Source organism: Pseudoalteromonas rubra (genome assembly GCF_005887095.1).
Classification (GTDB): domain Bacteria; phylum Pseudomonadota; class Gammaproteobacteria; order Enterobacterales; family Alteromonadaceae; genus Pseudoalteromonas; species Pseudoalteromonas rubra_E.
In genome coordinates this window covers 18,881-44,144 of sequence record NZ_PNCI01000023.1, presented here as the reverse complement: position 1 = coordinate 44,144, position 25,264 = coordinate 18,881, and the positions used below count along the sequence as shown (strand labels likewise).

Below are 25,264 nucleotides of genomic sequence, written 5' to 3'. Positions count from 1 at the left end.
ACTCCCAACTGCGCAAGATTTGAATATTCTCTGTGATTCGGGGTCAATAAAATAGCCTGAAGTTAAATACGACAGGACATTTTTGATGGCCGTAAATAATAAAACCTCGCTACACAGCACTGGACACTTGGCAGTAGAGCCAGTTGTCACCTTGTTTTTTAAGCACTTTTTCCCTATTTGTTTTGGTATGCTCGTTGTTGGCCTGTTCAACTTTATTGATGGGCTCTTTATCAGCCATTTTGTGGGTGAACTGGCTTTGGGTGCCGTGGCAGTCGCTTTTCCAATACAAATGGTGATTGCTGCAGTGGCCGCCATGTTATCTTCAGGTATGGCCACCCTGGTAACACGTCAACTGGCTGCTGGCATGCGAAAAAAAGCAGGATTGATCATCGGTCATACCCTCCAGATTGCCTTTGTATTGAGTCTTATTCTGTTGCTTTTGGGCTGGCTTTATCCGTTGGAGATAATCAACTGGCTCAGTGTAGCCCCCTTGTTTAAAGCTGATGCCTATGCCTACCTTCGTCCCATCGTCTTGTTTAGCTTTGTGGCGATTCTGTTGCCCGTGCTTGGCGACATTTTTCGTGCCGAGGGGCAGCCGCATAAGCTTATGTTATTGATGTTAACCGCCTCGGGGCTAAACATCTTGCTGGATTACCTGTTTATTGCGGTGTTTAACTGGGGGGTAGCTGGTGCAGCAAAGGCGACAGTGATATCACAGGCAGTCACAATAGTGCTGGCTATACACATGCTAAAAAACAAAGACAGAGATACACCTATCCTCTTCACTGCTGACTGTAGAGCCTGGTTATCTATTCTGGCAATCGGAACCCCTATCCTAATCACTCAGCTGTGTCTTGGCTGGCAAACCGCCATCATGAACATTCAGCTGATGAAGACGGCGGGTGAAAACTGGGTGATTGCTTACGGTATGCTGGGCCGTGTACTCACCTTTGCAATTTTGCCGATGATTGCCATGTTGATCACCTTTCAGACAATCTGCGCTTATAATCTCGCCGCACAGAAAACAACACGCGTGCGAAAAATAGTGAAAGTGGCCTTAGTCGCTATGATGTTGTACGCAACACTCTTAGTATTGATGCTGGTCTTTTTTGCATCCGGCATTATGGCCTGGTTTACAGAGCAGTCTTTACTGATTAATCAAGGCCGGACAATGATACAATCGGCTTTATGGGGGTTACCACTGATAGCTATTGTGTTGATCGCCAGCGGCTTTTATCAGTCTATCGGCGACGCCCGCCGGGCAAGCTTTTATAGTGCGCTCAGAGTCATATTTGTGTTTACTCCTTTACTTTTGGTGTTGCCAGTGTGGTTTGATCTTCAGGGAATTTTTATGGCTATCGTCAGTGCTGACATCATCGCAGCCTTAGCAACCTGCGTTTTATGCTGGCTTCACTACAACAAGCACAACTTATCCAGGTTAGAAGGTCTCAATGCAAACCAGTAAACAGCAAGACAAACATCGTGAGCAGTACTATCAACGCCTGAAGCCAGTGCTTGCTTATATCCACAGTCAACAGGGTCAGCCGCTGACACTGGATAGCGCCGCAGCGCTCAGCCATTTTTCCCGGTTTCATTTTCAGCGTATTTTTTCTGCACTGATGGGGGAATCTCTCACACAATATAGTAACCGGGTAAGGCTTGAACGCGCTGCGTCTTTGTTATTTTTCCATCCCGACAAAAACGTGACAGAAATAGCACTGGATTGCGGTTACTCAAGTAGCGCTAACTTCGCTCGCTCTTTCAAAGATCACTATGGTATTACGCCGGTTAGCGTGAGAAAAACTGAACGACTGAGACAACAGCTTGCGCAGCACATGGCACCACAAAAGTTAAATATTGAGTTACTCCTGCAACTGCAAGCACAACGAATGTCGGCACACATACCGGACGAGACTCCCGTGCCCACCCGAATCATGAACGTCGACACCCGGGACTTGTGTACGCTGAGAGCATCAGAGGGTTATCATCTTGAGGGGATCTGGCAATGTTGGGAGCAGCTCCATCAATGGGCCAAATTACAAGGTCTCGACTCTGAATGCGTCACTAAGCTCGGATTTGGTCATGATAACCCGCTTTTTACCCCTCTGGATAAAGCGAGATACGACGGTGCACTGGTGATCCCGGCAACATTAAAAACAGCTGTCAGAGAGCCGTTTAGGCTTAGCACATTGAATAGTGGGCAGTACGCTGTTTTTAACTATGACGATTTAGCCGGTAACCTGCTAACTTTTCAGCTGGCACTATATTCGGCCTGGTTACCACACAGTGGTTATGAGCCGGACGATGCGCCCCTCATTGAGCACTACAACCGGCCGATATCAGACAGAAATGCTGAAGACCCGGCAACTCGCAGCATCGCACTGGAAATATGGCTAAAGGTGAAACCGCTGCGAGCCGGTGTCTGACTAACTTATACCAATATACTTGTGTACCTGTACTGACAGGCGCCAGTTTTTTTGTTTACAGGTATCAATAGCCAGCTTGGTCGCCTTCGCTTTTTGGCTAATTGGTTGCAAATACACCAACTTAGGGTGCACACCGGTTTTTTCAAACAAAGCTTCTAACTCTTCGATGTGTTTTTCCATTGCCACTGGGTGCTTAATTTCATCGGCTCTGCGCATGGCACTCGCCAGCACTTCATACCCGCCACGCATATTAATTTTAGGCGAAACAGTAACCCAGGTTTCAGCTGGCACCAGGATCTCAAATGTTCCACTGGTTTCAACCTGTGTGTCGTACCCCTCAGCGTGAAGCTTGTCACAAAGCGGGGTTAGGTCATACATGCAGGGCTCTCCACCCGTAATAACCACATGTTTGGCAGTGTAACCCCGCTCTTTAAATAAGGTCAGTAATTGCTCTGGCATCGCATTGGCCCAGTAATCTGAATCGGCCTTCTTCTCCACCGTTTGCTCCAGACTGACAAGATAAACCGGATCCACCTCCCAGGTCTGCTTGGTGTCACACCAGGCACACCCCACTGGGCATCCCTGTAGCCGCACGAAAATAGAAGGCACGCCAGTGTGGCTTGCTTCACCCTGGATGGTTTCAAACACTTCATTAATCTTGTACAAAACAGCTCCGAACTCACTTTACTTCCCGGGCTCAGCCCGGATAAGTGGCAATTATCTAACGTTTACAATTCACATTGACTACAGCAACTGCGCTGAAAAACTGGCATTATCTGACCCGTCGGATTGTCATTTTTTCAGCGGCCGTGTAGTATATCGCGCCCTGACACAAACCTCTATTAAAATCGAGGCCAATGTCAGTGAGTATTCGAGCACATAAACGAGGCAAACCAATGAGCGAAAAAGTCGTTGTTATTTATTCCGGTGGTATGGATTCATATACGGTCCTGAACAAAGCACTTAAGTCAGGCTATGAGGTCTATGCACTGTCTTTTAACTATGGCCAGCGCCATGTAAAAGAGCTCGAAGTTGCCCGCCAGGCCTGTGATGAACTTGGGGTAGCGCATAAAGTTGTCGATATCTCCGCTATTAACCAGTTGATCGGCGGCTCCTCTTTGACCGACGATATCGAAGTGCCTGAAGGCCACTACGAAGAAGAAAGCATGAAAAGCACGGTTGTGCCGAACCGCAATATGATTTTACTGTCTCTTGCGGTGGGTTACGCGGTTTCTCTCAAAGCCAGTAAAGTCTTTTATGGCGCCCACTCAGGCGATCACGCAATTTATCCGGATTGTCGTCCTGAGTTTGTTAAGAAAATGGATGATGTCTGTCGCATCGCAAACTACGAAGAAATCGAGATTGTTTGTCCTTATCTGAACAATACTAAGATTGAGATCCTCACAGACGGCCTGAAAATGGGACTGGACTACAGTAAAACCTGGACCTGTTATAACGGCCGTGAGAAAGCATGCGGCAAATGTGGCGCTTGTCAGGAGCGCCTGGAAGCCTTTGAATTAAACCAGGCCAGTGATCCTTTACCATACGAATAAGCCCTCCCCTGTGGGCGCATAAGTCGTCCACATTCTAAATCACATCTTGAAACAGATACGCCACAGATCTCTGCTGTATAATTTGCTACGATTGGAGTACCAAAATTAGAAATGGAGTAATACGTATGCCCGGTACCACAATGGTGTTTTTGATTGTCTTAATTGCAGTAGGATTTGGCACAGTCAGGGAAATCTATGCTAAACGCCTGGAAATGAAAAAGCTCGATGGAATGAATCAGTCTGAGAAGCAGGCTATGCAAGAAGAAATCAAACAACTTAAGTCACGGGTTGCGACACTGGAACAGATCATCACCGACGATGGTTACCAAGTTGCCAAAGAAATCAACAAACTGTGATACCAGACTGGATTTACCAGCTGGTATCTTAGTTGAACTGAGTCGTAGTAAAGGTTAAGCGGTGGTGGCAGCTACTGAGTCTGCTTTAGCAGTCGACTTTTTGGCCTCTAAAGGCTTAGACTTTTTCTTATCGAAAATCCCTAACCGAATACGGATAAAGTGTAGAATTTCCCGCGCAACATCCACATCAACAGCAGCTTCGAGCCCTTCAAAGCCTGGGCTTGAATTGGCTTCACAGATCTTAAAATGCTCTTCATCAAACAACAGGTCAATGCCCGCCATATCCAGGTTCAGGATATTTGCCGTTTGGGTAGCCAGCCATTCAATCTCAGGGGTGATCGGATGAGACGAACCTTTCGCACCGGCGCTGACATTGGCTTTGAAATTTGCACCACCCGAGTTTCTTTCCATACACGCCACGACACGTCCCCCTATGGTCAGTACTCGCAGATCGCGGCCATGACTCGATTTAATGAATTTCTGCAAAATGATATTGGCTTTCGGGCTGGTCGCTTCAATCAGTTGCATTAAATCATCGAACTCGCTACGTGTTTTTGACAGGAAAACCCCACTGCCTTGCGATCCGGACAGGGTTTTTACCACCACAGGAAATCCGATCTGCTTTTCAACCAAGTCAATATTAACCGGAAACTTCACCAGCATCGTCTTTGGTGTAGGTAAATTCTGCTGCGCCAGTATCTGTTGTGCAAACAGCTTATCCTTTACTGTTTCCGTGGCCTCTGAACTGTTAAAGCAATGTACACCAAGACGCTCCAGGTGACGAATAATTGCCAGTGCAAAGTAGGTGGTGCCAGCCCCCATACGCGGAAGTACAAAGTCTGGTAATGAAACCGGCTCGCCATCAATCAATACGCTCTGATCATCTTCGCGAGAGACGAGCAAATCAAACTGATCAGGGGAGTAAACCTGCAGATCAATGTTCTCTTCCTGAGCGGCCTCTAACAGTCGTTTGATCTCGTAAGTTTCAGGTTTTAAAAGGGTTGCTGAGTCTTTGTATATGATCCATCCACGCATCTGTGTTTCTCGTTTATCGATTGCGTTAAAACGCGGATTATGATGAGCGAGCCAGATGAAGTACAACAAAATAATTTTGTCGTCAGGATGAATCATTTGGAACCAGTCTAAGCCCAGTAAACACTGCAATCACGACTCGTTTACCAGTGCCAAGACTTCCTCGATAAAGGGGCTAGGGTCCTCAGGTACTATTAAGCAAGTCTGTAATCTGGCGCGTGTCAATGCAACATAGAACAAGCGACGCTCTTCTGCATCCGGGTACAGTTCGGACTCGGGCAAAAGCGCCTCTGTAATAGCAGCATTATGCGCTCTGGCCGGCACACTACCCTGATGCAAGCCGAGTAAAATACTGAAATCCGCCTCTTTCCCCTTGGCACCATGAAATGTCAGTGCCGTTATGCGAACTCTGGGGAAGCGCTGAGCAAAGCTTGCTATCTCCTCAGGGGATGGCAAAAATTTGTGGTTGCGTGCCAGTAAAAGCAGGCTACACGGCTCTGCGGTCAGGTCTAAAAAAGCTTCTATTGCTGTGCTAAGTGCGTCATTTCCATCTGGATGCGCCACCAGAGCCGGGCAGGTCGCCATATTGCTGGCATTGACCCTTTTAACGAGTTGACTGGGGTTCTGACAAACAAACTCGCTGGCAACATCCAGCAACTGTTGTGGATAACGAAAGGTCATATCCAGCTGTTGGATAGTGGCCTGTCCGAAGTGCTCAGCAAAGTGCGTGATCATCGACACATCTCCCCCGCTGAAGCGGTAAATCGCCTGCCAGTCGTCACCGACTGCGAACAGCGCATTTTTATCATTTTGCGCAAGCAGGGTTTTAATAAGCAGAGCCCTCAGAGGTGAGATATCCTGAAATTCATCAACCAACACATAGTGCCAGGGGCTACAAAACTGACCGCTGCGCACATAATCAATCGCGCGCGTGATCATATCGTCAAAGTCGATACACTGCTCTTTTTGCAGATAAAGCTGATAGTCAGCCAGTACGGGCCTAAAGCAGTTAGTCCAGAGCACAAATTCTTGACTTAATGCTTGTGTTTTACCCAAAAACAGAGCCTGTTTGTAAAAGCTGAGTGCTTCAGAAAACTGTCGAATGAGTTTTTTGGCCGCACGTCCCCCAAAATCGATCTCCTGGCTTTGTTGTGGATCAGCAAACTCATTTTTTAGTAGGGCGAGTAAATCTCTTTGATACTGAGGGTCCTGACACAAAGACGTCAAGGTGTCAGCAATAAACCGCTCTCTCGCACTATCATTCAGACACAATGCGGACAGTTTGGGCTTATGACCCTCAACTTGTGCAATGATCCCTAACCCGAGGCTGTGAAACGTGGCGCACTCTATGGTTACCCTGCTATGTTTGAGCCTTTGCTGCATCTCATCTGCGGCTTCTTTGCCGTAAGCCAGCATCAATACTTGCTCGGCTTCAGCCTGCTTTGAATGCAGCAGATAAGCCGCTTTTGCAACCATCACACTGGTTTTTCCAGTACCGGCTCCGGCTAATAATAGCTGACGTTCATCCTGAACAACACATGCACGACGCTGCGACTGCGTCAGCGGATGACCGCACACTGTATCAAAGAAGGCTTCATAGCGAGATAACTGCGCCTGCACAAACGCCTCTCTGAACTGAGCTAGATCTTCTTCTTGCCAAACGTGTAGCTCATTGACGGTACACTGGGCTTGCTTTAGTGTCTTGTGCATTTGAGCCTGACTTGTCCAGCCGCTCCAGCGCTTTGCCAATTCAGCTACCACAGAGCGGATTGCAGCCCAGTTACGCACCGAAAGGTAACGGCACTGCAGGAGTTGTTCTATTGCCCTGACTGACGAAAGCAGACGTGCTTTGTGAGTATTTATCCAGAGTATCTCGAGGTGGTGCTGCAACTGGAGGTGACAATGCCCCCGTAATCGAAGTTTCAAGGTCGTATCCTGTTGAAAACAGTCGATACGGGTCCCCAACCAGTCTGTCACGAGCACGGGAGGCCGAGATTGTTCAACCCAGCTAAGTAACTCTGTGCCGCCTGAGCGTCGAACGCTTATCCCTTGCGGTCCCACGTCAACGGATTTGGTGTTATGAAATACTCGTGAAATAAAGTGAGCAGGAAAAAGCATAAAGAAAAATACAGGCCAGTTTCTTATAGTGTAACTCAATGTACAGCCAATAGTGCAGCTAAGTGATTTAAATTTAGAAGCTTTTGGAAAGTAATTATGAGATATAAGATAACCGATTGGTGCGAATGGGGGGACTTGAACCCCCACGAGCTATGCTCACCACCCCCTCAAGATGGCGTGTCTACCAATTCCACCACATTCGCAATTCGGTGTAATGCATTCTGACCCGGATGGTCAGTGATTCTCGATTTAATGAGAGAGCCAGTGCATTGCTGGCTCTGAGATTTGGTGCGAACGGGGGGACTTGAACCCCCACGAGCTATGCTCACCACCCCCTCAAGATGGCGTGTCTACCAATTCCACCACGTTCGCTAAGTAATAATATTAGTTTGGTACGTCTGAGTTGTTTTGAGACTCTTCTGAAGCGGGTACATCGTCGCTAGAAGGTGCTACTGTTGCCGCTGGTGCTTCCAGGTTTTCCCACTGATCAGCTTGCTTAATTTGGCTTGCTGTCATGCTACCTAACACAATACTTAGTACAAAAAATACTGTTGCAAGTATTGTTGTTGTCTTAGTCATAAAGTTACCAGCACCTGATGACCCGAACACGGTTGCCGACGCGCCAGCACCGAATGAAGAGCCCATATCTGCGCCTTTACCTTGCTGGATCAAGATCATGCCGATCAATGACAGCGAGACAACCAAATAAATAACCAAAAGAATCTCGTACATTTACTTATCCCTTTGCACTTTCACAGATAGCCTTAAAGCTTTGTGGTTTGAGGCTTGCTCCGCCAATCAGGCCACCATCAATATCTGCTTGTGCGAATAATAATTCACTATTACTTTCATTGACACTACCGCCATAAAGAATGCGTAGTGCCTCTGCAACCTGTTCATCATAACTGCGTAACAAGTCACGTATATACTTATGTGTTTCCTGAGCTTGTTCTGGTGTGGCTGTTAAACCGGTACCTATAGCCCAGACTGGCTCGTATGCTATCACAGAATTAACCAGTGATGCTATGCCTAATTTTTCGATTACAGACACAAGCTGTTGTTTGACAACTTCTTCTGTTTTACCTTCTGTTCTCTGCTCCTGGGTTTCACCAATGCACAGAATAGGTATCAAGCCGTTCTTTTGCGCTTGTGCGAATTTATCGGCAACGTCTTCATTTGACTCGCCGTAAATGCTGCGTCTTTCTGAATGGCCGACCAAGGTATAATTTGCGCCCAGAGATTTGACTAAGGAAGCTTGAATCTCACCTGTGTAGGCACCGGCATCGAACTCTGACACAGTTTGTGTGCCACACTCTAAACCCGCTGAGATTGCTTCATAAAGCAGAACTGCCGGAGGAAAAATCAATACCTCACGCTGTTCGCCTGTGACTTGCGCATTCACCGCTGCAATTTCTTTTATCAGCTCTGGCGAGCCGTTCATTTTCCAGTTGCCTGCGACGATTGGCTTTCTCTGTCCCATGTATTACTCCGCGTCAGAAAGCGGGTGAGATACTAACGCCACTCACCCTAAGTTACAAGAAAAAATTGTGGTTTTTTGTCTAGTTGCTCACAGATTCAACGACTTGAGCTATTTTGGTGGCAAAGTCAATAACTTGCTTTTCTTGCTCTGCCTCAACCATGACGCGAACAACCGGCTCTGTGCCTGACTTTCTCAGTAACACCCGACCCTTGTCGCCCAGGTCAGATTCAACGTCTCTTACCGCTTGCTGAACAGCTTCTGCAGAGACCGGATCGGTGCCTTTGGCATACCGTACGTTGATCATTTTCATCGGGTATTTTACAAACCCAGCGCCCAAATCTTTTAGAGTTTGATTTTGCGCAACCATCGCTGCCAACACCTGAAGACTTGATACAATCCCATCCCCAGTTGGAATAAGATCCAGATTTAGTACGTGACCAGAGCTTTCACCACCAATCGTCCAGCCGTGCTCCTGAAGCTTGCTTAGTACATAGCGGTCACCAACTTTACTGCGCTCAAAGGGGATGCCCTTCTTTTTAAGCGCGTTTTCTAACCCCATATTAGACATCACAGTGCCAACGACACCGCCTTTTAATTGTCCACTGCATTGTGCCTGAGCTGCGATGATGTAAACAATGTCATCGCCGTCGAATACGCGGCCATTGTGGTCTACCATCATAACTCGGTCACCATCGCCATCATATGCGATCCCGACGTCAGCCTGGTGCTCCAACACGTGGCGTTTTAGTGCATCAACGTGCGTTGCACCGCACTTTTCGTTGATATTTACACCATTAGGTTCACAAGCCGTACATATAACCTCAGCCCCCAGTTCACGCATAACAGCAGGCGCAATGTGGTAAGTCGCGCCATTAGCGCAGTCTAAGACAATCTTGAGTCCCTCTAGAGACAGCTCGTTAGGGAATTGCCCTTTACAGAATTCGATATAACGACCATCCGCATTTTCGAGACGTCTTGCTTTACCCAGTTTATCTGAGGCAACACATGTCATTGGTTCGTCAAGCATGGCTTCAATTTCCAGCTCAACCTCATCAGGTAGTTTCTTTCCGTCACCGCCGAAGAATTTAATGCCATTGTCATGATAAGGGTTATGAGATGCACTAATCACAATCCCGGCTTCAGCACGGAAAGTCTGTGTTAAATAGGCAACAGCGGGGGTCGGCATAGGACCCAGCAGTACGACGTTGATACCCGCAGCAATTAGACCGGCCTCCAAAGACGTTTCCAATAAATACCCTGAAATGCGCGTGTCTTTTCCTATGATCACTTTTTTAGTGCCAGACTTGGATAATACCTTACCCGCTGCCCAGCCTAATTTGAGTGCAAATTCTGGCGTGATAGGAAACTCTCCTACCATTCCTCGTACACCGTCGGTACCAAAATATTTTCTTGTTGTCATTCATTTACTCCATGCGTTGCTGCGCGCCAAACCCGCAGCACATCATTGGTTTCTTTTACATCATGAACACGTATGATCTGCGCCCCCTGCTGAGCACATAATAATGCTCCACTAAGGCTTGCAGCCAGGCGCTCATCTGTATCCCGATTAAGTAATTTGCCAAACATAGATTTCCGGGATAACCCGGCCAGAACAGGAAGTTCTAGTTCAGCAAAATATGATAGCTTCCCTAACAGTAAAAAGTTATGCTCCAGCGTTTTGCCAAAACCAAAGCCTGGATCAATAATAAGGCGGTCACGTGCGACTCCAGCTTCTTCACAGCTAGCAATACGTGACTCAAAGAAAGTGCGAATATCCGCAAACAGGTCCTGATAGGTCGGGTCGATTTGCATCGTTCTGGGCTGACCCTGCATATGCATCAGGCAAACAGCAACATTGTCATAACGCGCTGCAACCTCGAGCGCATCAGGCGCTTGTAAAGCTCGGACGTCATTAATGATATCTGCACCAGCTGCTATCGCTGCGGCCATCACCTCAGCTTTGCTGGTATCAATCGAAATAACACAATCGGACTGCGCACGCAGCTTTTCTATCACTGGGATAACCCGGTCAAGTTCCTGTTCTAGCGATACATCTGGCGCCCCCGGTCGGGTTGACTCGCCACCAATATCCAGGATATCCGCGCCCTGCTCTAACAAAGCCAGGCCATGGTTGACAGCGCTGTCAGACTGAGAATACTTGCCGCCATCTGAGAATGAATCAGGAGTTACATTGACTATCCCCATTATCCGGGGCGTCGTTAGGTCAAGCCTACGACCACGAGGAAGTTTAAGCTGAAGCATAATTCGCCTGTTGAAATGCCTGTATATAAGCACATTTTAAAAAAAACTGCCACTTAAGATAGTGAGCACTCGCGGTGGAGAGCCTAACCGACACTATCTGAATGGCTGCTTACTCATACCAATGCATCTATTTTGATTATACCAATTTCACGTAAGACAGCCTGAAGGTGAAAGCAGTGTTCGTACTAATACACTAAATCACTCAGCTCTGTTACAGGCGAATTGGCATAAAGTTTTATTCTTAAAATATAAAAAACCCCAGCTAAGGCCGGGGTTTCAATCTGTTAATTCTAACTCAGGTTATGACTTGTCATCAAGCTCTGAACCCGGTGTTGATGCAGTTTCGCACTTATCATCATTACTGTTGGCACTTGCCTGGCTATCTGCATTGCCATTGTCTGATGGCTTACGATCATGGGCATCTCTGGGTGGACGCACTTCTTTTCGCTCCATCAAATCGTCAATCTGACCAGCATCGATTGTTTCATACTTCATCAATGCGTCTTTCATCGCATGCAGGATATCCATGTTATCCTTAAGAATTTGCTCCGCTCTATCGTAATTACGGGTTACAAAGTCCTTAATTTCAGCATCAATGAGCTTAGCCGTTTCATCAGATACGCCCGCCATACGAGACGACCCACCACCCATGAACATTTCACCCTGCTCTTCCATGTACATTTGCGGGCCCAGCTTAGGGCTCAAGCCCCACTGCGTTACCATCTTACGAGCAATGTCAGTAGCTCGTTCAATGTCATTGCTAGCGCCAGTTGTTACCTTGTCATCACCATAAATGATGGCTTCAGCAATACGACCACCGTAAAGGCTAGAAAGCATAGACTCAAGATGTTCTTTTGAGTGACTGACTCTATCTTGCTCAGGCAGATACATAGTGACACCCAGCGCTCGTCCACGCGGAATAATAGACACTTTATAGACCGGATCATGTTCCGGTACCAAACGACCTACAATAGCGTGACCCGCTTCATGGTAGGCAGTCATTTCTTTCTCTTTCTCAGACATGACCATAGACTTGCGCTCTGCGCCCATCATGATTTTGTCTTTTGCCGCATCGAACTCGGCCATACTCACTTTGCGTTTATTACCACGCGCAGCAAATAAGGCAGCTTCGTTTACCAGGTTAGCCAAGTCGGCACCCGAGAAACCGGGCGTACCTCGGGCAATCACTGATGCTTCGACGTTTTCATCTAGCGGCACTTTACGCATGTGTACATTCAGGATTTGCTCACGGCCACGTACATCTGGCAATCCAACAACAACCTGACGGTCAAAACGTCCAGGACGAAGTAACGCAGGGTCAAGTACATCAGGGCGGTTAGTTGCAGCAATAACTATGATACCTTCATTGCCTTCAAAGCCATCCATTTCTACTAGCATTTGGTTTAGGGTCTGTTCACGTTCATCATGACCGCCCCCCATGCCAGCACCACGTTTGCGGCCCACGGCATCGATTTCGTCGATGAAGATGATACAAGGCGCTGCTTTTTTAGCCTGCTCAAACATATCACGTACACGTGATGCGCCTACACCCACGAACATTTCTACGAAGTCCGAACCTGAAATAGTGAAAAATGGGACTTTCGCTTCGCCTGCAACCGCCTTGGCCAGCAAGGTTTTACCAGTACCAGGAGGGCCAACCATTAACACGCCTTTCGGGATGTTGCCACCTAGCTTCTGGAACTTAGATGGATCTCGTAAGAAGTCAACCAGCTCAGTCACGTCTTCTTTTGCCTCGTCACAGCCTGCAACGTCAGCAAATGTAGTTTTGACCTGATCCTCACCCATGAGGCGAGCTTTGCTTTTACCAAATGACATAGCGCCTTTGCCGCCGCCCCCTTGCATCTGACGCATGAAGAATATCCATACACCAATGAGCAGGAGCATTGGGAACCAAGATATAAAGATATTGGCCAGGAATGACTGCTCTTCTGGCGCAACGCCTTTAACGTTTACATCGTTCTTAAGTAAGTCGTTGATCAGATCATCATCGTACAATGGCATAATAGTTTGGAAACGCTCACCATTGTTTTTGATCCCTGTAATCGTGCCAGCTGTCCGGTCGATGTTTACATCGCGGACAACACCGCTGCGCACTTCGTTCACAAACTGAGTGTAACTAGTTTGGCGATCTGCTTGTTCGCCACCATTGAAGCTCTGAAATACGGTCATTAGCACGACAGCTATTACCAACCAGAGTATTAAGTTCTTCGCCATATCGCTCAAGGGGTTAACCTCTTGTATCTAAAATAATTCAAATTCGTCTTAAAAGCGTTTCAACTGTACTACAGTTTGTAACCCGTCGCCACTATATATACTTCACGAGATCGGGGGCGTGACGCTTTAGGCTTGCGGATCTTAACCACTTTAAAGGCATTACGCACGTCTTGTACAAATTGATCAAAGCCTTCGCCCTGAAACACCTTCACGGCAAAAGCACCGTTAGGCTTGAGTACCTGATGACACATGTCGAACGCCAGTTCCACCAGATACATGCTGCCCGCCTGGTCTATCACATTGTTACCGCTCATATTAGGTGCCATGTCTGAACATACCACATCAATATTTTTGCCGCCAATTCGGTCCAGCAATGCGTTCAAAACAGCTTCCTCACGAAAGTCGCCCTGAAGAAATGCAACGCCAGGCAAGGAATCCATCGGCAAAATATCACATGCGATCACTTCTCCCTTATCACCCACCTGCTCTGCAAGGTATTGTGACCAGCTTCCCGGTGCAGCGCCGAGGTCAACAACATGCATGCCCGGCCTAAACAATTTGTCTTTTTGTTGGATCTCCTCAAGTTTGAAGACAGCACGAGAGCGATAGCCCCGCTTTTGTGCCTCATGAACATAAGGATCTTCAACATGTTCTTTTAACCAGCGTTTGGAGCTCGCTGAGTGCTTTTTATTTGCCATATTAACTGCAACTCATTAGTAATATTCTTTAGATGGCGTTAGAATAGCGGTAATTCAAGCCTTAATTAGTAAATTGTATCAATATGACATTATCAAATAAACAGAAGCAGTACCTAAAAGGGTTAGCACACGACCTAAAACCTGTTGTTTTGCTCGGCGGTAACGGGCTGACAGAAGGGGTTCTGTTAGAGATTGAGCAATGTTTAGACATTCACGAGCTCATTAAAGTTAAAGTACCGACCAATGACCGTGAAACCAAACAGCTTATCTTCGATGCCATTGTTCGTGAGACAGGCGCTCATAAAGTGCAGGTGATCGGACATATCATCGTGCTGTACCGTCAAAGCGAAGACAAAAAAATTCAGCTTCCTCGTCAGTAGCAGACGGCCTGCAGGACTGACTATCCATCAGCCTGCGTGTCAGCTGTTCTACTAAATTCAATGGCCTGACGAATAAACTCCGTGCTCAGGCCATTGATCACGCCGCTTTCTGCATTTAAAAGCAGACTAAACCCAATCCCTAATTCAGGTAACACCGCCACATCCGTCCGGTACCCCTGCACCCAGCCACTGTGGTAGTACATTAATTCACCAGAAAAACTATATATACGCCACCCCAGACCATAATGGGCTTGTTCAACGTAATTACGCCATACACGTCTACGCAGTTCACGCTTTGTGCGCGTATATGGGCGAGACTGAATGGTCAGTGCGTCCAATGACAGTACCGATGGATAAATACCCAGTTGCGCTTTTAACCATTGGCGCATATCCGCAGCACTGGCATTCACACCCGCAGCGGGTGCTACTTTATAGTAATGGGGTTTCAACTTTGCAGTATGCCAGCGTCTTTTACCCCGGACATGAGGCGCTGCAAAATTATCGTCTTTGGTCATATGTGCATGTCCCAAACCTGCATCTTTCATACCCAATGGCACAAAGAAAAAGTGCTCAAGCCAGGACTCGTAACTTAGCTGAGTGCTTTGCTTAATCACATCCCCGATGAGACTGAACATGACATTCTGATAACCATAACAAATACCAGGTCTGCAAATGTGCTCCACATCAACGAGTTTTGGATAAATTTTGTCATAACTCATCCTGGACTCTATCAGGTTGTCATACGCATTTGGCACCAAACCACTAGAATGGCTCAGCAGGTGGTATAGCTTCGCTTCACCATATGCACTTTTGGTGAAGATAGGCAGGTGCTCGGCAACCGTATCTTCAATGTCGAGCAGGCCCTGCGCAGCCAGCTTGGCGGTCAGGGAACCTGCAAATGTTTTAGACACAGATGCTAAACGAAAACGCGTACTGGCAGTGACTTTTTGCCCTTTTCTGACTTTGGTCAGGCCTATTCCGGCAATATGATCACCATGCTCACGGTGCACAATGCTCAATGCCGCGCCCGGTATCGATTTTTCTTTTAGTTTTTGTTTGAGTTGCTTAGAATATGCGTTCACAAATTGCTCCCAGCGCTGCTGCTCGCTGCCTGGGTTAGCCTGAACGACCGAAGTCGTCAGTGCGAATGCAATAACAATAAGATGATGCAGTGACTTCATAATGATCCGATTCATTAACACGCTGCACATAATATCATGAAGTTTGGCACTGCTCACGCGGACAATCTCTGTTGGCGATAGAATTTCTTCTGCTCGGCCACTGAGATAATGCCAACGAATTTGTCGTGTTTTAATGCAGCTAAGTGCTGAACTATAAAACTAAATTTAGAGGTATAAGTCATGCGCTGCTTGCTTTCAATTATTGCCTTGGCCGGACTGACAGGGTGTATTACAACACCGCCAATGGCACCCAAACTGAACGTGCCGGCTAAGCCGTTGTTAACCAAATCAGTATATCAGCTGTCATACAGTACAGAACTAGAATCTGCACGGATCAAATCCGTTCAACTGCCTGCTCACCCCGTCAAAAGTGGTAATACGGTGTATATCGATACCAGTAAAGTGAGCATGACGGACACATTACGCAAACAGATTATCCAGCTTTTAAAAGACAAAGGCTTGACAGTCGTGGCACAGAAAAGCAGCGACTATCATTTGGTCGTTCAACAACTTGATCTGTCCTTTGGGAAGGACAAGGTGTATGTGTTGAACAAACCCGAAGACCCGCATCCCTACATTGCAGAGCTAGCTCAAACTATTCCGAGTAAGCAGTGTAGTAATATCATCGCCTCATTGAGTATGCGATTGACGCACAAATCATCATCTGATGTCATTTGGTTTGCTAAATCGTCTATTAATAGCGCTGGGTACCAAGGCATCCCACTGCAGTATACGTTCACAGAAACTGAGAAAGTGACCAACGAACACGCGGTAATATCGTTTATTGTTGAACAAAACCAGGAAGAAGCTCGTCGAGCCAGATACAACCAGGCTGTGGAGATCCCACCCTACCACGTGGAACCGCAAATCTCTCCGCTTGTAAAAACAGCCGGAGCCTGTAATAAAACAGAAGTCAGCGCCCTGACCAGTGACATGATGCACCACTTAAGTCGCGGCCTCATAGAAAAGCTTAATGTATTGCTTTAACAAAAGTTCTAAAACAAGAACACACACTTAATTACACTTTTTACGCGATTCGTACTTATAATTGCAGTCAAGAACATAATTAAAGCAAAGTAAACGTAGCCTTGTCTGTCAGTAACGCAGGCAAGCGCAATTAAGGAGAAGTCAAATGGAGCAATACGGCACGATTTTGTTGGTTGAAGATGACGAGTCGCTCGCACAGTGGGTTGCCGACTACCTGAATAATCAAGGTTATACCACAGAATGTTGTTATCGCGGTGATCAGGTTGTCAGTATGGTCAAACAACACGAGCCGGATCTGGTGTTGCTGGATATCATGTTACCGGGGCAAGACGGTATCAGTGTTTGCCGCGAACTGCGTCAGTTTTACAGCAAGCCTATCATTATGCTCACAGCCAAAGACGAAGAAATGGATGAGGTGATTGGCTTAGAAGTCGGTGCCAGTGATTATGTCATCAAGCCAGTTCGCCCCCGCGCGCTACTGGCAAGGATCAAGGCCAACATGCGCGTAGCTCAGGATAGTGAGTCTAACTCAGACACCAATGCCGTCATGCTTAATGTCGGGAACCTGCGTATTGATACACAAGCACGCAAAGTCATTGTGTCTGATCAAGAAGTCAATGTGTCCAGTGCCGAGTACCTGTTACTGCATTTTTTGGCCAGCAATGCCGGAGAAGTGGTTTCTCGCGACGCCGTGTTTAAGGCAACTAAAGGGCGTGAATATGATGGTCTGGACCGCAGCGTAGATGTGCTCATTTCGGCACTGCGCAAGAAGTTTGGTGATGATCCTCAGAACCCTGAAAAAATAAAAACAATTTGGGGAAAAGGCTATTTGCTTGTGCCTTCAGCCTGGTAAACCACAGGTTTTGGTCTCTCACAGTCCGCGCATTCAGGTGCGGACTTTGCCCCTCTTCGCATCGCCTGATGTAGTCATGCCTATCTCTGGAGTAGTGAATGAAAAAGCTCTATCTTTATCTTTTAGCTAGCGCCCTTATCTCAATCGTTGTACTGGGCTGGCTGCTTGATACCCTGAGCCAACAAGCTGAACCTGCCGAAGATGCCTTTGCCTGGCAGGCAAAGTTGCTGTATGGCGTAACTAATCAAAGCGCCTCTATTCCCGAAACGTTGCGACCAGCATATATGGAGCAGGTCAGTAAAGACTTTGACTTACCCATTACCTATAGCTCTGGCGATTCACTGGCGCTCCCTGTAGAGTTAAAAAACCAGATGATGCAGCCTGAAGGATTACTGCTGGAGGATGACATGGGCTATTACTTGCTAAAATCGGCCCCTTCATTGGCACCAGACTACCTTGAGCTCAGATTAGAGAAACCACCTGAACAGTACGACTCCGACGTCTTTCTCACCTTAGCGTTTTATGCGGGCATTTGTACCTTCATGTGGGTAATCTTGGCACCACTGGCCAAGCGACTTACCGTCTTGGTCAGCGCAGCGAAACAATTTGCCAGCGGCGACTTAAGTGCCCGAATAGAGGTCAATCATTTCACCTATATAAAGGACTTAGAACTCACTTTTAACCGCATGGCCAATCAAATAGAAAAGCTGCTGGCTGAAAACAAGCTCATGGCCTCCAGTTTATCTCATGACATTCGTACCCCGGTAGCCTGTTTGCGCTTTGGTTTCGATGCAGCTTTTGAGGAAGACGACATTGAGCAGGTGCACGCCCTGATGCACAGAATGGAAAAAGATCTTGACCAGATGGAAGACATGCTGGCGAGCTATTTGTCCTTTGCCACACTCGAACAAAAATCGCACCTGCTCAAGTTCGCGCCCACTCAACTGGACGGCTACATCCGTCATGTAGTTGAACAAATGACGCCCAAATTGACTAACAAACAAATCAATGCCAGTGTCTCGGTCCCTGCACACTTACAGTTAGATGCCGATCCCCACTGGCTGGCGAGAGCCATCTCCAATTTACTCAGCAATGCCTGTGACTTTGCCAACAAGCAGATTATCGTCAGCGCCCAGCAATTGGATCATCAGATTGAAATACGAGTAGAAGATGATGGCCCGGGTATAGAAGAAGAGAACTGGGATAAAGTGTTTAACCCGTTTTTCCAGGAGCAGGGCCACCGTAATCGCGCAGGGAAAAGCTATGGTCTGGGCTTAGCAATCGTTGCAAAAGTGGTTGACTGGCACCACGGCCAGGCCAGTGTCAGCAGATCCGATCTGCTAGGCGGTGCTAAATTCACACTGACTTTTCCCTGTAAAGCACCGAGAAATACTGTCAAGGCTGACTGACAAGCGTTAGATTTATGCTATAAATCAGCTAGATACTAAACAAACGCGAACAACGTACTGGATTTTTCAGATTACGCTCAGGATTTAAGCAAAAACTTGTGTTAGATCAATGCAATTTAGGCCTTTTTATTTCCTTTTAATTACAGTAGATTGTTGCCGCCGTCTTTAAAAAAAGAGAAGTATAACAATATGAGCACTGTGCGCGGAGAGTTCAGCTCTCGCTTCGGATTCATTATGGCTGCAGCAGGCTCTGCTGTTGGCCTGGGAAACATTTGGGGTTTCCCGACTCAAACCGCCAGTAATGGGGGTGCCGCTTTTGTATTAATGTATTTGATCCTGGCGTTTTGTCTGGCTTACCCCGCATTGATGGCCGAGCTGGTGATTGGTCGTCATGGCCAGGCAAATGCAGTCTCGTCTTTGCAAAAGCTTGGAAATAACCCAATACAAAAAAAATTCGCGTTTTTCGTCGGCTTTGGCGGCATCATTTGTGCCGGACTGATCCTGAGCTTTTACGCCATTGTGGCAGGCTGGATGCTCAGTGCCACCATAGAGCCTGTTGCTAACACAGTGGGTGCCACAAATGCCGCTCAATGGTTATCAGAGCAATCTCTGGTAAGAGATCTCAGCTTTACCTTAATTTTCGTCGCACTGACTATCTCAATCATTAGTAAAGGGGTCGAAAATGGCATTGAGAAATGGTCTAAACGTCTGATGCCAGCCTTGTTACTTATTCTCTTCTCCTTGATTGCGTACGTACTTACGCAGGAAGGCGCGACTACTGGCTTAAAGGCCTATCTTGTCCCTGACTTTTCTTCTTTGCTCGACCCGGGATTACTTGTCAGTGCACTAGGTCAGGCGTTCTTCTCTCTGTCGCTGGGTACCAGTGTGATGATCATTTATGGCTCATATATCAGTAAACAGGAAAACCTGGTTTCTCTGGGTGCCTATGTCACTCTAATCGATGTCTTTATTGCCTTTGTTGCTGGCTTACTTATTATCCCAGCTATGTATGTGGCACAGGCTCAGGGGGTTGAGATCTTCTCAGCTACAGGCCAGCTTTTATCAGAGGACACCTTAGTCTTTCAGGTTCTGCCAGCCTTATTTGAAGGTATGGGCGGTGTGGGCGTATTCGTTGGGTTTGCTTTCTTTGCTCTAATGAGCATCGCCGCGCTTACCAGCTCTATTTCTATGCTGGAGGCTCCGGTGTCTTATGCGGTAGAGAAGTTTGCCCTGGCCAGAACACAAGCGACCTGGATCATTGGCGGCATTATTGCTACCGTGAGCGTAACCATCATCCTCAATTTCTCTGCCCTGTTTGGTCTGGTTGTTAAACTGACAACGCAATTCGGTCAGCCATTGCTGGGAATGTTCTGCTGTATTTTCGTTGGCTGGATCTGGCACCGCCAGAAACTACTGAGCGAAATCCAGGAAGGTCATCCGGAAGTGGCATCGTCTCTGTTCTGGCGGATCTGGCCGCTGTACATCAAATTCGTCTGCCCGCTGGCAATTGCGCTGGTCTTTATCAATTCTCTGTAACAAGCGGGCAAGCCAAAACTAATGAATAGAGAGGCAGCATCGCCTCTCTTTTTTTGGTCGCCTCTTTTGACAATTATTTTCCGGACATTAAAAAAGCACGCCCGGGCGTGCTTTTTTCAATCTTACGATTCTTTTTGGCAGATTAAGGACACCAGAAAACGCTGAGCTCAAGCTGTGGGTGATTTAGCACAGCTCGCAATGGAATATCGAGTTCGGAGCCAGATTGCTTGGCCTCTTCATACACGGCGCGCTTTGCCTCTCCACTGATAAGTAACACAGCATGCTTTGTATGAGCAATCCCTGCCAGTGTCAGGCTCATACGTTCGGTGATACTGCCGGTAACTTCACTTTGTTTAGCATTGATTGCACAAACAAGATCAGACGTTTGTAATGCCTGCTCAAGCCCTTCTGCATGAGGGAACAAAGAGGCAGTATGACCATCCGGGCCCATACCGAGAATGGTAATATCGAAAGGCGCTTTCAGTGCGGCATAAGCTTTTTCACACGTAGCCTGACCTGCCTGTGCCGTGGCTTCGGCGTTTTTCATGGTCACAAACTCAGCACAGCTTGCTTCGTTTTGTAACAAAGTCGCCTTGATAAAAGCTTCGTTAGATTTTTCATGATCTGCATCGACCCAGCGCTCATCAACCATCGCCACTGTAACCTTATCCCATGACAGTGGCAGATTTGACAAGTGTTTGTAGGCCGGTGCCGGTGACGAGCCACCTGATACCAGCATAGTTGCACGACCATCTGACTCAATGGCATCACTCAGTGTGCTACTTAAAAGCTCAGCCAGTTTTTCGGTCATTGCCTCTTTGCTATCAAAAAACGCTTCGTTAAGCTGTGCCATTATGCTTTTTCTCCCACATTGAACCAGGCATGGTTGTTTTCTTCCAGTAATTCATCAGCCGCTTCAGGACCCCAGGAACCCGCACGATAAAGTGAAGGTGTGCCCTTTTCCTGCCAACGAGCGACGATCGGGTCGATCCATTGCCAGGCCTGACGTACTTCATCACGGTGAATAAACAATGCCGGGTTATTTGCTGCTGCATCCAACATCAGACGCTTATACGCATCTGAGTGAAAACCCTTGCTGTACTGCTGACTTAGCTCGATGTTCAACGTAACCGGTTGTAGCTGCATTTCCAGGTTATCAAGACGCTTTGACATCAAAGTTAATTGGATACTTTCTTCAGGTTGCAGGCGGATCTCAAGGCGGTTTGGCTGGATCGGACCCACACTTGGATCGTAAACGTTGTGAGATACCGGCTTGTATTCAACCACTATCTCTGCACAACGTTTTTTCATCCGCTTACCTGTTCTGAGATAAAATGGCACACCAGCCCAACGCCAGTTATCAATATGCGCCTTAATAGCCACAAACGTTTCTGTTTTACTTGAACCTTCACCCAGCTCTTCAAGGTAGCCAGGTACCAATTTACCGTTCAGATCGCCCGGTACGTATTGACCACGTACCACGTTGTCATCAACATCTTGGCCAATCAAAGGACGTAGTGCTTCTAGCACCTTGAGCTTTTCGGCACGAATGCTATTGGCATTTAACTTTGACGGAGATTCCATTGCAACGAGGCATAGCAGCTGCAATAAGTGGTTTTGAACCATATCGCGTAATGCGCCGGCCTTATCGTAAAAGCCTGCACGGCTCTCCAGACCAACAGTTTCTGAAATGCTGATCTGAATATTGTCAATTGACTTGGCGTCCCAGAGGTTTTCAAATAATGCGTTAGCAAAACGCAAAGCCATCAGGTTCTGTACGGTTTCTTTACCTAAGTAGTGGTCGATACGGAAGATCTGGCTCTCTTCAAAAAACTGCGCAATCTTACCGTTTATTTCTTCCGCCGATTTGCCACAATAACCAATTGGCTTCTCCACCACAACGCGAGAATTTTCAGTGATCAGATTCTTCTGCGACAACAACTCACAACAGGTGCCATATACCGCAGGAGGCAAAGATAAATAGAAGACGCGAGATTTTTCCTCACCATCTGTGTCCAAAATATCTTTCAGGACATCCCAGTTATCATCTGCCGCTGTTACATTGACAACCACAGGTACTAAGAATTGCGAAAAGGCTTGCCAGTCTTTGACGTTGAATTCCCCTTCGCTGAGGTGAGATTGAAGTGCCTGCTCTGCCGTGGCGAGGTATTGTTCTCTTTGTTCTTGTGCACGGACGGTAGGCAATACGCGTGAGCCTTCAGGTAAATTACCTTCTTGATACGCACGATACATTGCAGGTAACAACTTTCGTAACGCTAAGTCGCCGCCTCCACCAAAAATTACGATATCAAAAGGATTAAGCATAATTATGTCTCACAAGGTTAGGCGCGTAGCACATCAGTGCATCACACGCTCGTTAGTTAAAACCGTTTTCCAGTCTGACTGTAGACTAGCAAACATTGCTTTCATGCTGGGTTTGAATTCGATTGCACAACATAGCGGTACTGCTGATGATACCTGGTTTGTTGTGCCGAAATTCCGTTGGGATGATAACGTATTGCCGATTTGATACGTCTGTATGTACTTCGTCGTGACGACTACGTCATACATCCCCAATAAGAGTCTGTTCCGTCACTGCTTGTTGGTTCTGTTGAAACCAGTTTACCCGCTTGCCCATGATAAGTTATGACAAAGCGAATAAATTTGAAAAAATGAGCCTTAGGGGCACTGTAATTCCTCTCACAAAAATACAGGCCCTAAGCACTCCAGCGCTACCCGTTCAAAGGTATTCTTTCCATTTGTGTCCTGGTAGCAATCGGACACCTGACACTAGGTTGTCTAGTTGTCAGTTTTTATGATCTATGCTGTTTATAGTACGCAATCAATCCGGCTGTGGAGCTGTCGTGTGGGTGCTCTACTCCGTCTTGCGTAAGCTCGGCCTCAATGGCGCTGGCTAACCCTTTACCCAGCTCAACACCCCACTGATCAAAGGAGCAAATCTCCAGTATAATGCCTTGGCAGAATATTTTATGTTCATACAATGCTATCAGGCGACCAACCGCTTTGGCATCGATTTCATTCAGCATCATCGACGTTGTAGGTCGGTTTCCTTCGTGGATTTTATGCGGCAGCAGGCGCTCAATTTCAGCGTCCGACTTACCTTTTTTCGCCAAGTCTGCGCGTACCTGTTGTTCATTCACACCCGCCATCAGCGCTTCTGTCTGAGCAAAGAAATTAGACAGTAAAATATCATGGTGTTTATCAACGTTGCGCTGTGGTTTCACAGAGGCGATAAAATCAGCAGGTACAATCACGTTCCCCTGATGTAGACACTGATAAAATGCGTGCTGACCATTAATGCCCGTCATGCCCCAGATCAGTGGTACGGTTGTGTAAGGTACCGTTTGTCCGTCAAAGGTGACATGTTTACCGTTACTTTCCATCTCACCCTGCTGTAGGTAAGCAGGCAGCATGTGTAAAGCCTGATCATAAGGTAAAATAGCTTGCGACTGATAACCAAGAAAGCTGGTATTCCAGACGCTCAACAGCGCCATAATCAACGGAATATTTTGCTCAAGCGGTGCGTTTTTAAAGTGTTCGTCTACCTCAAAGGCACCTTCTAAAATGGCCTCGAACTTGTCGTAGCCCAGGTATAACGCGATGGGTAACCCGATTGCACTCCACAAAGAGAAACGACCACCCACCCAGTCCCACATAGTGAACACGTTTTCGTCGGCGATACCGAATGCTCGGGTCTTCTCAAGATTTGTACTGACTGCCACAAAGTGCTTAGCCACTTCGGCCTCGTCTTGCGCCGCATCCAAAAACCAGGCAACAGCAGAACGTGCATTGGTCATGGTTTCCGATGTTGTGAACGTCTTCGACGAAATAACAAATAGAGTCGTTTCAGGGGACACTTTGCCCAAGACATGGGCCAACTGGACACCGTCGACATTAGACACATAATGGACGTTAAGCGTATCGTCGGCATAAGAGCTAAGCGCTTCTGTGACCATCTGAGGGCCCAGGTTTGAACCACCTACTCCAATTGCCACCACATCTTTAACTGACTTACCAGTATAACCACGCCAATCGCCACTACGTACCTTATGGCTGAAAGCTTTGATTTTCTCGAGCTCAGTATTCACCTGGTCCATGACGTTTTCGCCATCAACATAAATCGGTGTATTAGCTCGGTTACGCAAAGCAACATGCAAAACAGCACGATCTTCGGTGATATTAATCTTCTCACCCGCAAACAACTTGTCTCGCCACTGAGCCAGATCACATTCCTGCGCTAATTTAATAAGTTGTGCAAATGTGTCTTTGTCTATGAGTTGCTTAGAAAAATCAAACAACAAGCCCGGGATCTGACGAGAAAACAATTCAAATCTGTCTGGGTCTTGCTCAAACAAAGATTTAAGATGTTGTGTCTTCAGCTGCTCTGATGCTGTTGTTAAAGCCTGCCAACTCTGTCGTTGTGTACGGCAACTCATAAAAATTCCCCTAGTGACGATGCGTTTTCAAAACAATAAAAATTGTAATTATCACAAGTGTTAAACGGTGTATTGCGTTAAACATAAGTTAAAATGACAACGCTGTCAAATAGCTAATAATCAATTTTACACTGCGCATAATACCCGAATTTTGACTTTTTGACACCGGTATCATTAATTTATTTGGTAGATTTTTTGCTGCTAATTTGAGAGTAAATTGGATAGACTAGAAGCATCAAATGATCATTTTATGAAATCAAGGCACGGACTATACCGAGTAAAAACCCAACTGCGAGTCATC

Annotated in this window: 22 protein-coding genes and 2 tRNA genes; 9 read left to right on the top strand and 15 right to left on the bottom strand. The window is 46.9% G+C overall.

Translation table 11 applies throughout. The annotated features are described in order from the left end of the window. Positions 1-85: 85 nt before the first annotated feature. Together CWB99_RS11090 and CWB99_RS11085 are read left to right on the top strand one after the other, a co-directional pair. On the top strand, positions 86-1,465 hold the full coding sequence (locus CWB99_RS11090; RefSeq protein WP_138552438.1) for an MATE family efflux transporter: 1,380 nt from the start codon (positions 86-88) through the stop codon (positions 1,463-1,465). Next, positions 1,452-2,426: an AraC family transcriptional regulator gene (locus CWB99_RS11085; RefSeq protein WP_138552437.1), complete on the top strand. Its 975-nt coding sequence runs from the start codon at positions 1,452-1,454 to the stop codon at positions 2,424-2,426. Before CWB99_RS11090 ends, CWB99_RS11085 begins: the two co-directional genes overlap by 14 nt. Here the strand turns inward: CWB99_RS11085 and queE are convergent, their stop codons facing one another. Further along, positions 2,427-3,092, bottom strand: coding sequence for a 7-carboxy-7-deazaguanine synthase QueE (queE, locus tag CWB99_RS11080; RefSeq protein WP_138552436.1), 666 nt, complete (start codon positions 3,090-3,092; stop codon positions 2,427-2,429). Between the two features lie 230 nt (positions 3,093-3,322). Here queE and queC point away from each other — a divergent pair, with 230 nt between their 5' ends. Together queC and CWB99_RS11070 are read left to right on the top strand one after the other, a co-directional pair. Further along, positions 3,323-3,979 carry a 7-cyano-7-deazaguanine synthase QueC gene (gene queC / locus CWB99_RS11075; protein ID WP_138552435.1) on the top strand — a complete coding sequence of 219 codons (657 nt, stop codon included), beginning with the start codon at positions 3,323-3,325 and terminating at the stop codon, positions 3,977-3,979. A gap of 125 nt (positions 3,980-4,104) precedes the next feature. After that, entirely contained in the window at positions 4,105-4,335 is a 231-nt protein-coding gene (locus CWB99_RS11070; RefSeq protein WP_046005768.1) for a hypothetical protein, read from the top strand. Between the two features lie 54 nt (positions 4,336-4,389). On the opposite strand, the gene CWB99_RS11065 is transcribed toward CWB99_RS11070, so the two are convergent. From CWB99_RS11065 to rlmE, 10 genes are all read right to left on the bottom strand, one after another. Further along, positions 4,390-5,370 carry an ATP-grasp domain-containing protein gene (locus tag CWB99_RS11065; RefSeq protein WP_138552448.1) on the bottom strand — a complete coding sequence of 327 codons (981 nt, stop codon included), beginning with the start codon at positions 5,368-5,370 and terminating at the stop codon, positions 4,390-4,392. 129 nt (positions 5,371-5,499) lie between these two features. Then, positions 5,500-7,293, bottom strand: a complete 1,794-nt coding sequence (locus tag CWB99_RS11060; protein ID WP_171045317.1) for a UvrD-helicase domain-containing protein — start codon at positions 7,291-7,293, stop codon at positions 5,500-5,502. 309 nt (positions 7,294-7,602) lie between these two features. Then, positions 7,603-7,688, bottom strand: a tRNA-Leu gene (locus CWB99_RS11055). Between the two features lie 83 nt (positions 7,689-7,771). Beyond that, positions 7,772-7,857: transfer RNA gene (locus tag CWB99_RS11050), tRNA-Leu, on the bottom strand. Between the two features lie 12 nt (positions 7,858-7,869). Then, the gene (gene secG, locus CWB99_RS11045) at positions 7,870-8,217 is read right to left on the bottom strand and encodes a preprotein translocase subunit SecG (protein WP_138552433.1); all 348 of its coding nucleotides are present in this window, start codon (positions 8,215-8,217) and stop codon (positions 7,870-7,872) included. Positions 8,218-8,221: 4 nt separating this feature from the next. Beyond that, a complete protein-coding gene (gene tpiA / locus CWB99_RS11040; RefSeq protein ID WP_138552432.1) occupies positions 8,222-8,965 on the bottom strand; it encodes a triose-phosphate isomerase in 744 nt (247 codons plus the stop codon). A 79-nt stretch (positions 8,966-9,044) separates the two neighbouring features. Beyond that, the gene (glmM, locus tag CWB99_RS11035) at positions 9,045-10,385 is read right to left on the bottom strand and encodes a phosphoglucosamine mutase (RefSeq protein ID WP_138552431.1); all 1,341 of its coding nucleotides are present in this window, start codon (positions 10,383-10,385) and stop codon (positions 9,045-9,047) included. Continuing rightward, on the bottom strand, positions 10,382-11,227 hold the full coding sequence (gene folP / locus CWB99_RS11030; protein ID WP_138552430.1) for a dihydropteroate synthase: 846 nt from the start codon (positions 11,225-11,227) through the stop codon (positions 10,382-10,384). The genes glmM and folP overlap by 4 nt, the downstream gene beginning before the upstream one ends. Before the next feature lie 300 nt (positions 11,228-11,527). Then, positions 11,528-13,462 (bottom strand): ATP-dependent zinc metalloprotease FtsH, encoded by a 1,935-nt coding sequence (gene ftsH / locus CWB99_RS11025; protein WP_138552429.1) that lies wholly within the window; start codon positions 13,460-13,462, stop codon positions 11,528-11,530. Positions 13,463-13,530: 68 nt separating this feature from the next. Further along, positions 13,531-14,160, bottom strand: coding sequence for a 23S rRNA (uridine(2552)-2'-O)-methyltransferase RlmE (rlmE, locus tag CWB99_RS11020; RefSeq protein WP_138552428.1), 630 nt, complete (start codon positions 14,158-14,160; stop codon positions 13,531-13,533). An 83-nt stretch (positions 14,161-14,243) separates the two neighbouring features. Here rlmE and yhbY point away from each other — a divergent pair, with 83 nt between their 5' ends. Next, positions 14,244-14,540, top strand: a complete 297-nt coding sequence (gene yhbY / locus CWB99_RS11015) for a ribosome assembly RNA-binding protein YhbY (protein WP_054017088.1) — start codon at positions 14,244-14,246, stop codon at positions 14,538-14,540. Between the two features lie 20 nt (positions 14,541-14,560). On the opposite strand, the gene CWB99_RS11010 is transcribed toward yhbY, so the two are convergent. Continuing rightward, positions 14,561-15,721, bottom strand: coding sequence for a serine hydrolase domain-containing protein (locus CWB99_RS11010; RefSeq protein WP_249331844.1), 1,161 nt, complete (start codon positions 15,719-15,721; stop codon positions 14,561-14,563). A 180-nt stretch (positions 15,722-15,901) separates the two neighbouring features. Between CWB99_RS11010 and CWB99_RS11005 the strand changes: the two genes are divergently transcribed. The 4 genes from CWB99_RS11005 to CWB99_RS10990 all read left to right on the top strand — a co-directional run bounded on the left by CWB99_RS11005 (position 15,902) and on the right by CWB99_RS10990 (position 20,506). Then, on the top strand, positions 15,902-16,708 hold the full coding sequence (locus CWB99_RS11005) for a hypothetical protein (protein ID WP_138552426.1): 807 nt from the start codon (positions 15,902-15,904) through the stop codon (positions 16,706-16,708). 145 nt (positions 16,709-16,853) lie between these two features. Further along, complete coding sequence (locus tag CWB99_RS11000) at positions 16,854-17,561, top strand: response regulator transcription factor (protein ID WP_054017090.1); 708 nt, start codon at positions 16,854-16,856, stop codon at positions 17,559-17,561. 98 nt (positions 17,562-17,659) lie between these two features. Further along, complete coding sequence (locus tag CWB99_RS10995; RefSeq protein WP_138552425.1) at positions 17,660-18,970, top strand: sensor histidine kinase; 1,311 nt, start codon at positions 17,660-17,662, stop codon at positions 18,968-18,970. 189 nt (positions 18,971-19,159) lie between these two features. Beyond that, positions 19,160-20,506: a sodium-dependent transporter gene (locus CWB99_RS10990; protein ID WP_138552424.1), complete on the top strand. Its 1,347-nt coding sequence runs from the start codon at positions 19,160-19,162 to the stop codon at positions 20,504-20,506. Positions 20,507-20,648: 142 nt separating this feature from the next. Here the strand turns inward: CWB99_RS10990 and pgl are convergent, their stop codons facing one another. The 3 genes from pgl to pgi form a co-directional block, all read right to left on the bottom strand. Next, the gene (pgl, locus tag CWB99_RS10985) at positions 20,649-21,359 is read right to left on the bottom strand and encodes a 6-phosphogluconolactonase (protein ID WP_138552423.1); all 711 of its coding nucleotides are present in this window, start codon (positions 21,357-21,359) and stop codon (positions 20,649-20,651) included. Continuing rightward, positions 21,359-22,831, bottom strand: coding sequence for a glucose-6-phosphate dehydrogenase (zwf, locus tag CWB99_RS10980; RefSeq protein ID WP_138552422.1), 1,473 nt, complete (start codon positions 22,829-22,831; stop codon positions 21,359-21,361). The genes pgl and zwf overlap by 1 nt, the downstream gene beginning before the upstream one ends. Positions 22,832-23,319: 488 nt before the next feature. Beyond that, entirely contained in the window at positions 23,320-24,963 is a 1,644-nt protein-coding gene (gene pgi / locus CWB99_RS10975) for a glucose-6-phosphate isomerase (protein WP_138552421.1), read from the bottom strand. Between the last annotated feature and the right edge of the window lie 301 nt (positions 24,964-25,264).

What these genes read in the sequence shown, in the direction of transcription:
- secG (WP_138552433.1), bottom strand. Translation starts at nt 8,217, where the DNA reads ATGTACGAGATTCTTTTGGTTATTTATTTGGTTGTCTCGCTGTCATTG.
- zwf (WP_138552422.1), bottom strand. Translation starts at nt 22,831, where the DNA reads ATGCTTAATCCTTTTGATATCGTAATTTTTGGTGGAGGCGGCGACTTA.
- CWB99_RS11010 (WP_249331844.1), bottom strand. Translation starts at nt 15,721, where the DNA reads ATGAAGTCACTGCATCATCTTATTGTTATTGCATTCGCACTGACGACT.
- pgl (WP_138552423.1), bottom strand. Translation starts at nt 21,359, where the DNA reads ATGGCACAGCTTAACGAAGCGTTTTTTGATAGCAAAGAGGCAATGACC.
- CWB99_RS11000 (WP_054017090.1), top strand. Translation starts at nt 16,854, where the DNA reads ATGGAGCAATACGGCACGATTTTGTTGGTTGAAGATGACGAGTCGCTC.
- CWB99_RS10990 (WP_138552424.1), top strand. Translation starts at nt 19,160, where the DNA reads ATGAGCACTGTGCGCGGAGAGTTCAGCTCTCGCTTCGGATTCATTATG.
- CWB99_RS10995 (WP_138552425.1), top strand. Translation starts at nt 17,660, where the DNA reads ATGAAAAAGCTCTATCTTTATCTTTTAGCTAGCGCCCTTATCTCAATC.
- CWB99_RS11065 (WP_138552448.1), bottom strand. Translation starts at nt 5,370, where the DNA reads ATGCGTGGATGGATCATATACAAAGACTCAGCAACCCTTTTAAAACCT.
- glmM (WP_138552431.1), bottom strand. Translation starts at nt 10,385, where the DNA reads ATGACAACAAGAAAATATTTTGGTACCGACGGTGTACGAGGAATGGTA.
- tpiA (WP_138552432.1), bottom strand. Translation starts at nt 8,965, where the DNA reads ATGGGACAGAGAAAGCCAATCGTCGCAGGCAACTGGAAAATGAACGGC.
- yhbY (WP_054017088.1), top strand. Translation starts at nt 14,244, where the DNA reads ATGACATTATCAAATAAACAGAAGCAGTACCTAAAAGGGTTAGCACAC.
- CWB99_RS11070 (WP_046005768.1), top strand. Translation starts at nt 4,105, where the DNA reads ATGCCCGGTACCACAATGGTGTTTTTGATTGTCTTAATTGCAGTAGGA.
- ftsH (WP_138552429.1), bottom strand. Translation starts at nt 13,462, where the DNA reads ATGGCGAAGAACTTAATACTCTGGTTGGTAATAGCTGTCGTGCTAATG.
- queC (WP_138552435.1), top strand. Translation starts at nt 3,323, where the DNA reads ATGAGCGAAAAAGTCGTTGTTATTTATTCCGGTGGTATGGATTCATAT.
- CWB99_RS11005 (WP_138552426.1), top strand. Translation starts at nt 15,902, where the DNA reads ATGCGCTGCTTGCTTTCAATTATTGCCTTGGCCGGACTGACAGGGTGT.
- folP (WP_138552430.1), bottom strand. Translation starts at nt 11,227, where the DNA reads ATGCTTCAGCTTAAACTTCCTCGTGGTCGTAGGCTTGACCTAACGACG.
- CWB99_RS11090 (WP_138552438.1), top strand. Translation starts at nt 86, where the DNA reads ATGGCCGTAAATAATAAAACCTCGCTACACAGCACTGGACACTTGGCA.
- rlmE (WP_138552428.1), bottom strand. Translation starts at nt 14,160, where the DNA reads ATGGCAAATAAAAAGCACTCAGCGAGCTCCAAACGCTGGTTAAAAGAA.
- CWB99_RS11085 (WP_138552437.1), top strand. Translation starts at nt 1,452, where the DNA reads ATGCAAACCAGTAAACAGCAAGACAAACATCGTGAGCAGTACTATCAA.
- pgi (WP_138552421.1), bottom strand. Translation starts at nt 24,963, where the DNA reads ATGAGTTGCCGTACACAACGACAGAGTTGGCAGGCTTTAACAACAGCA.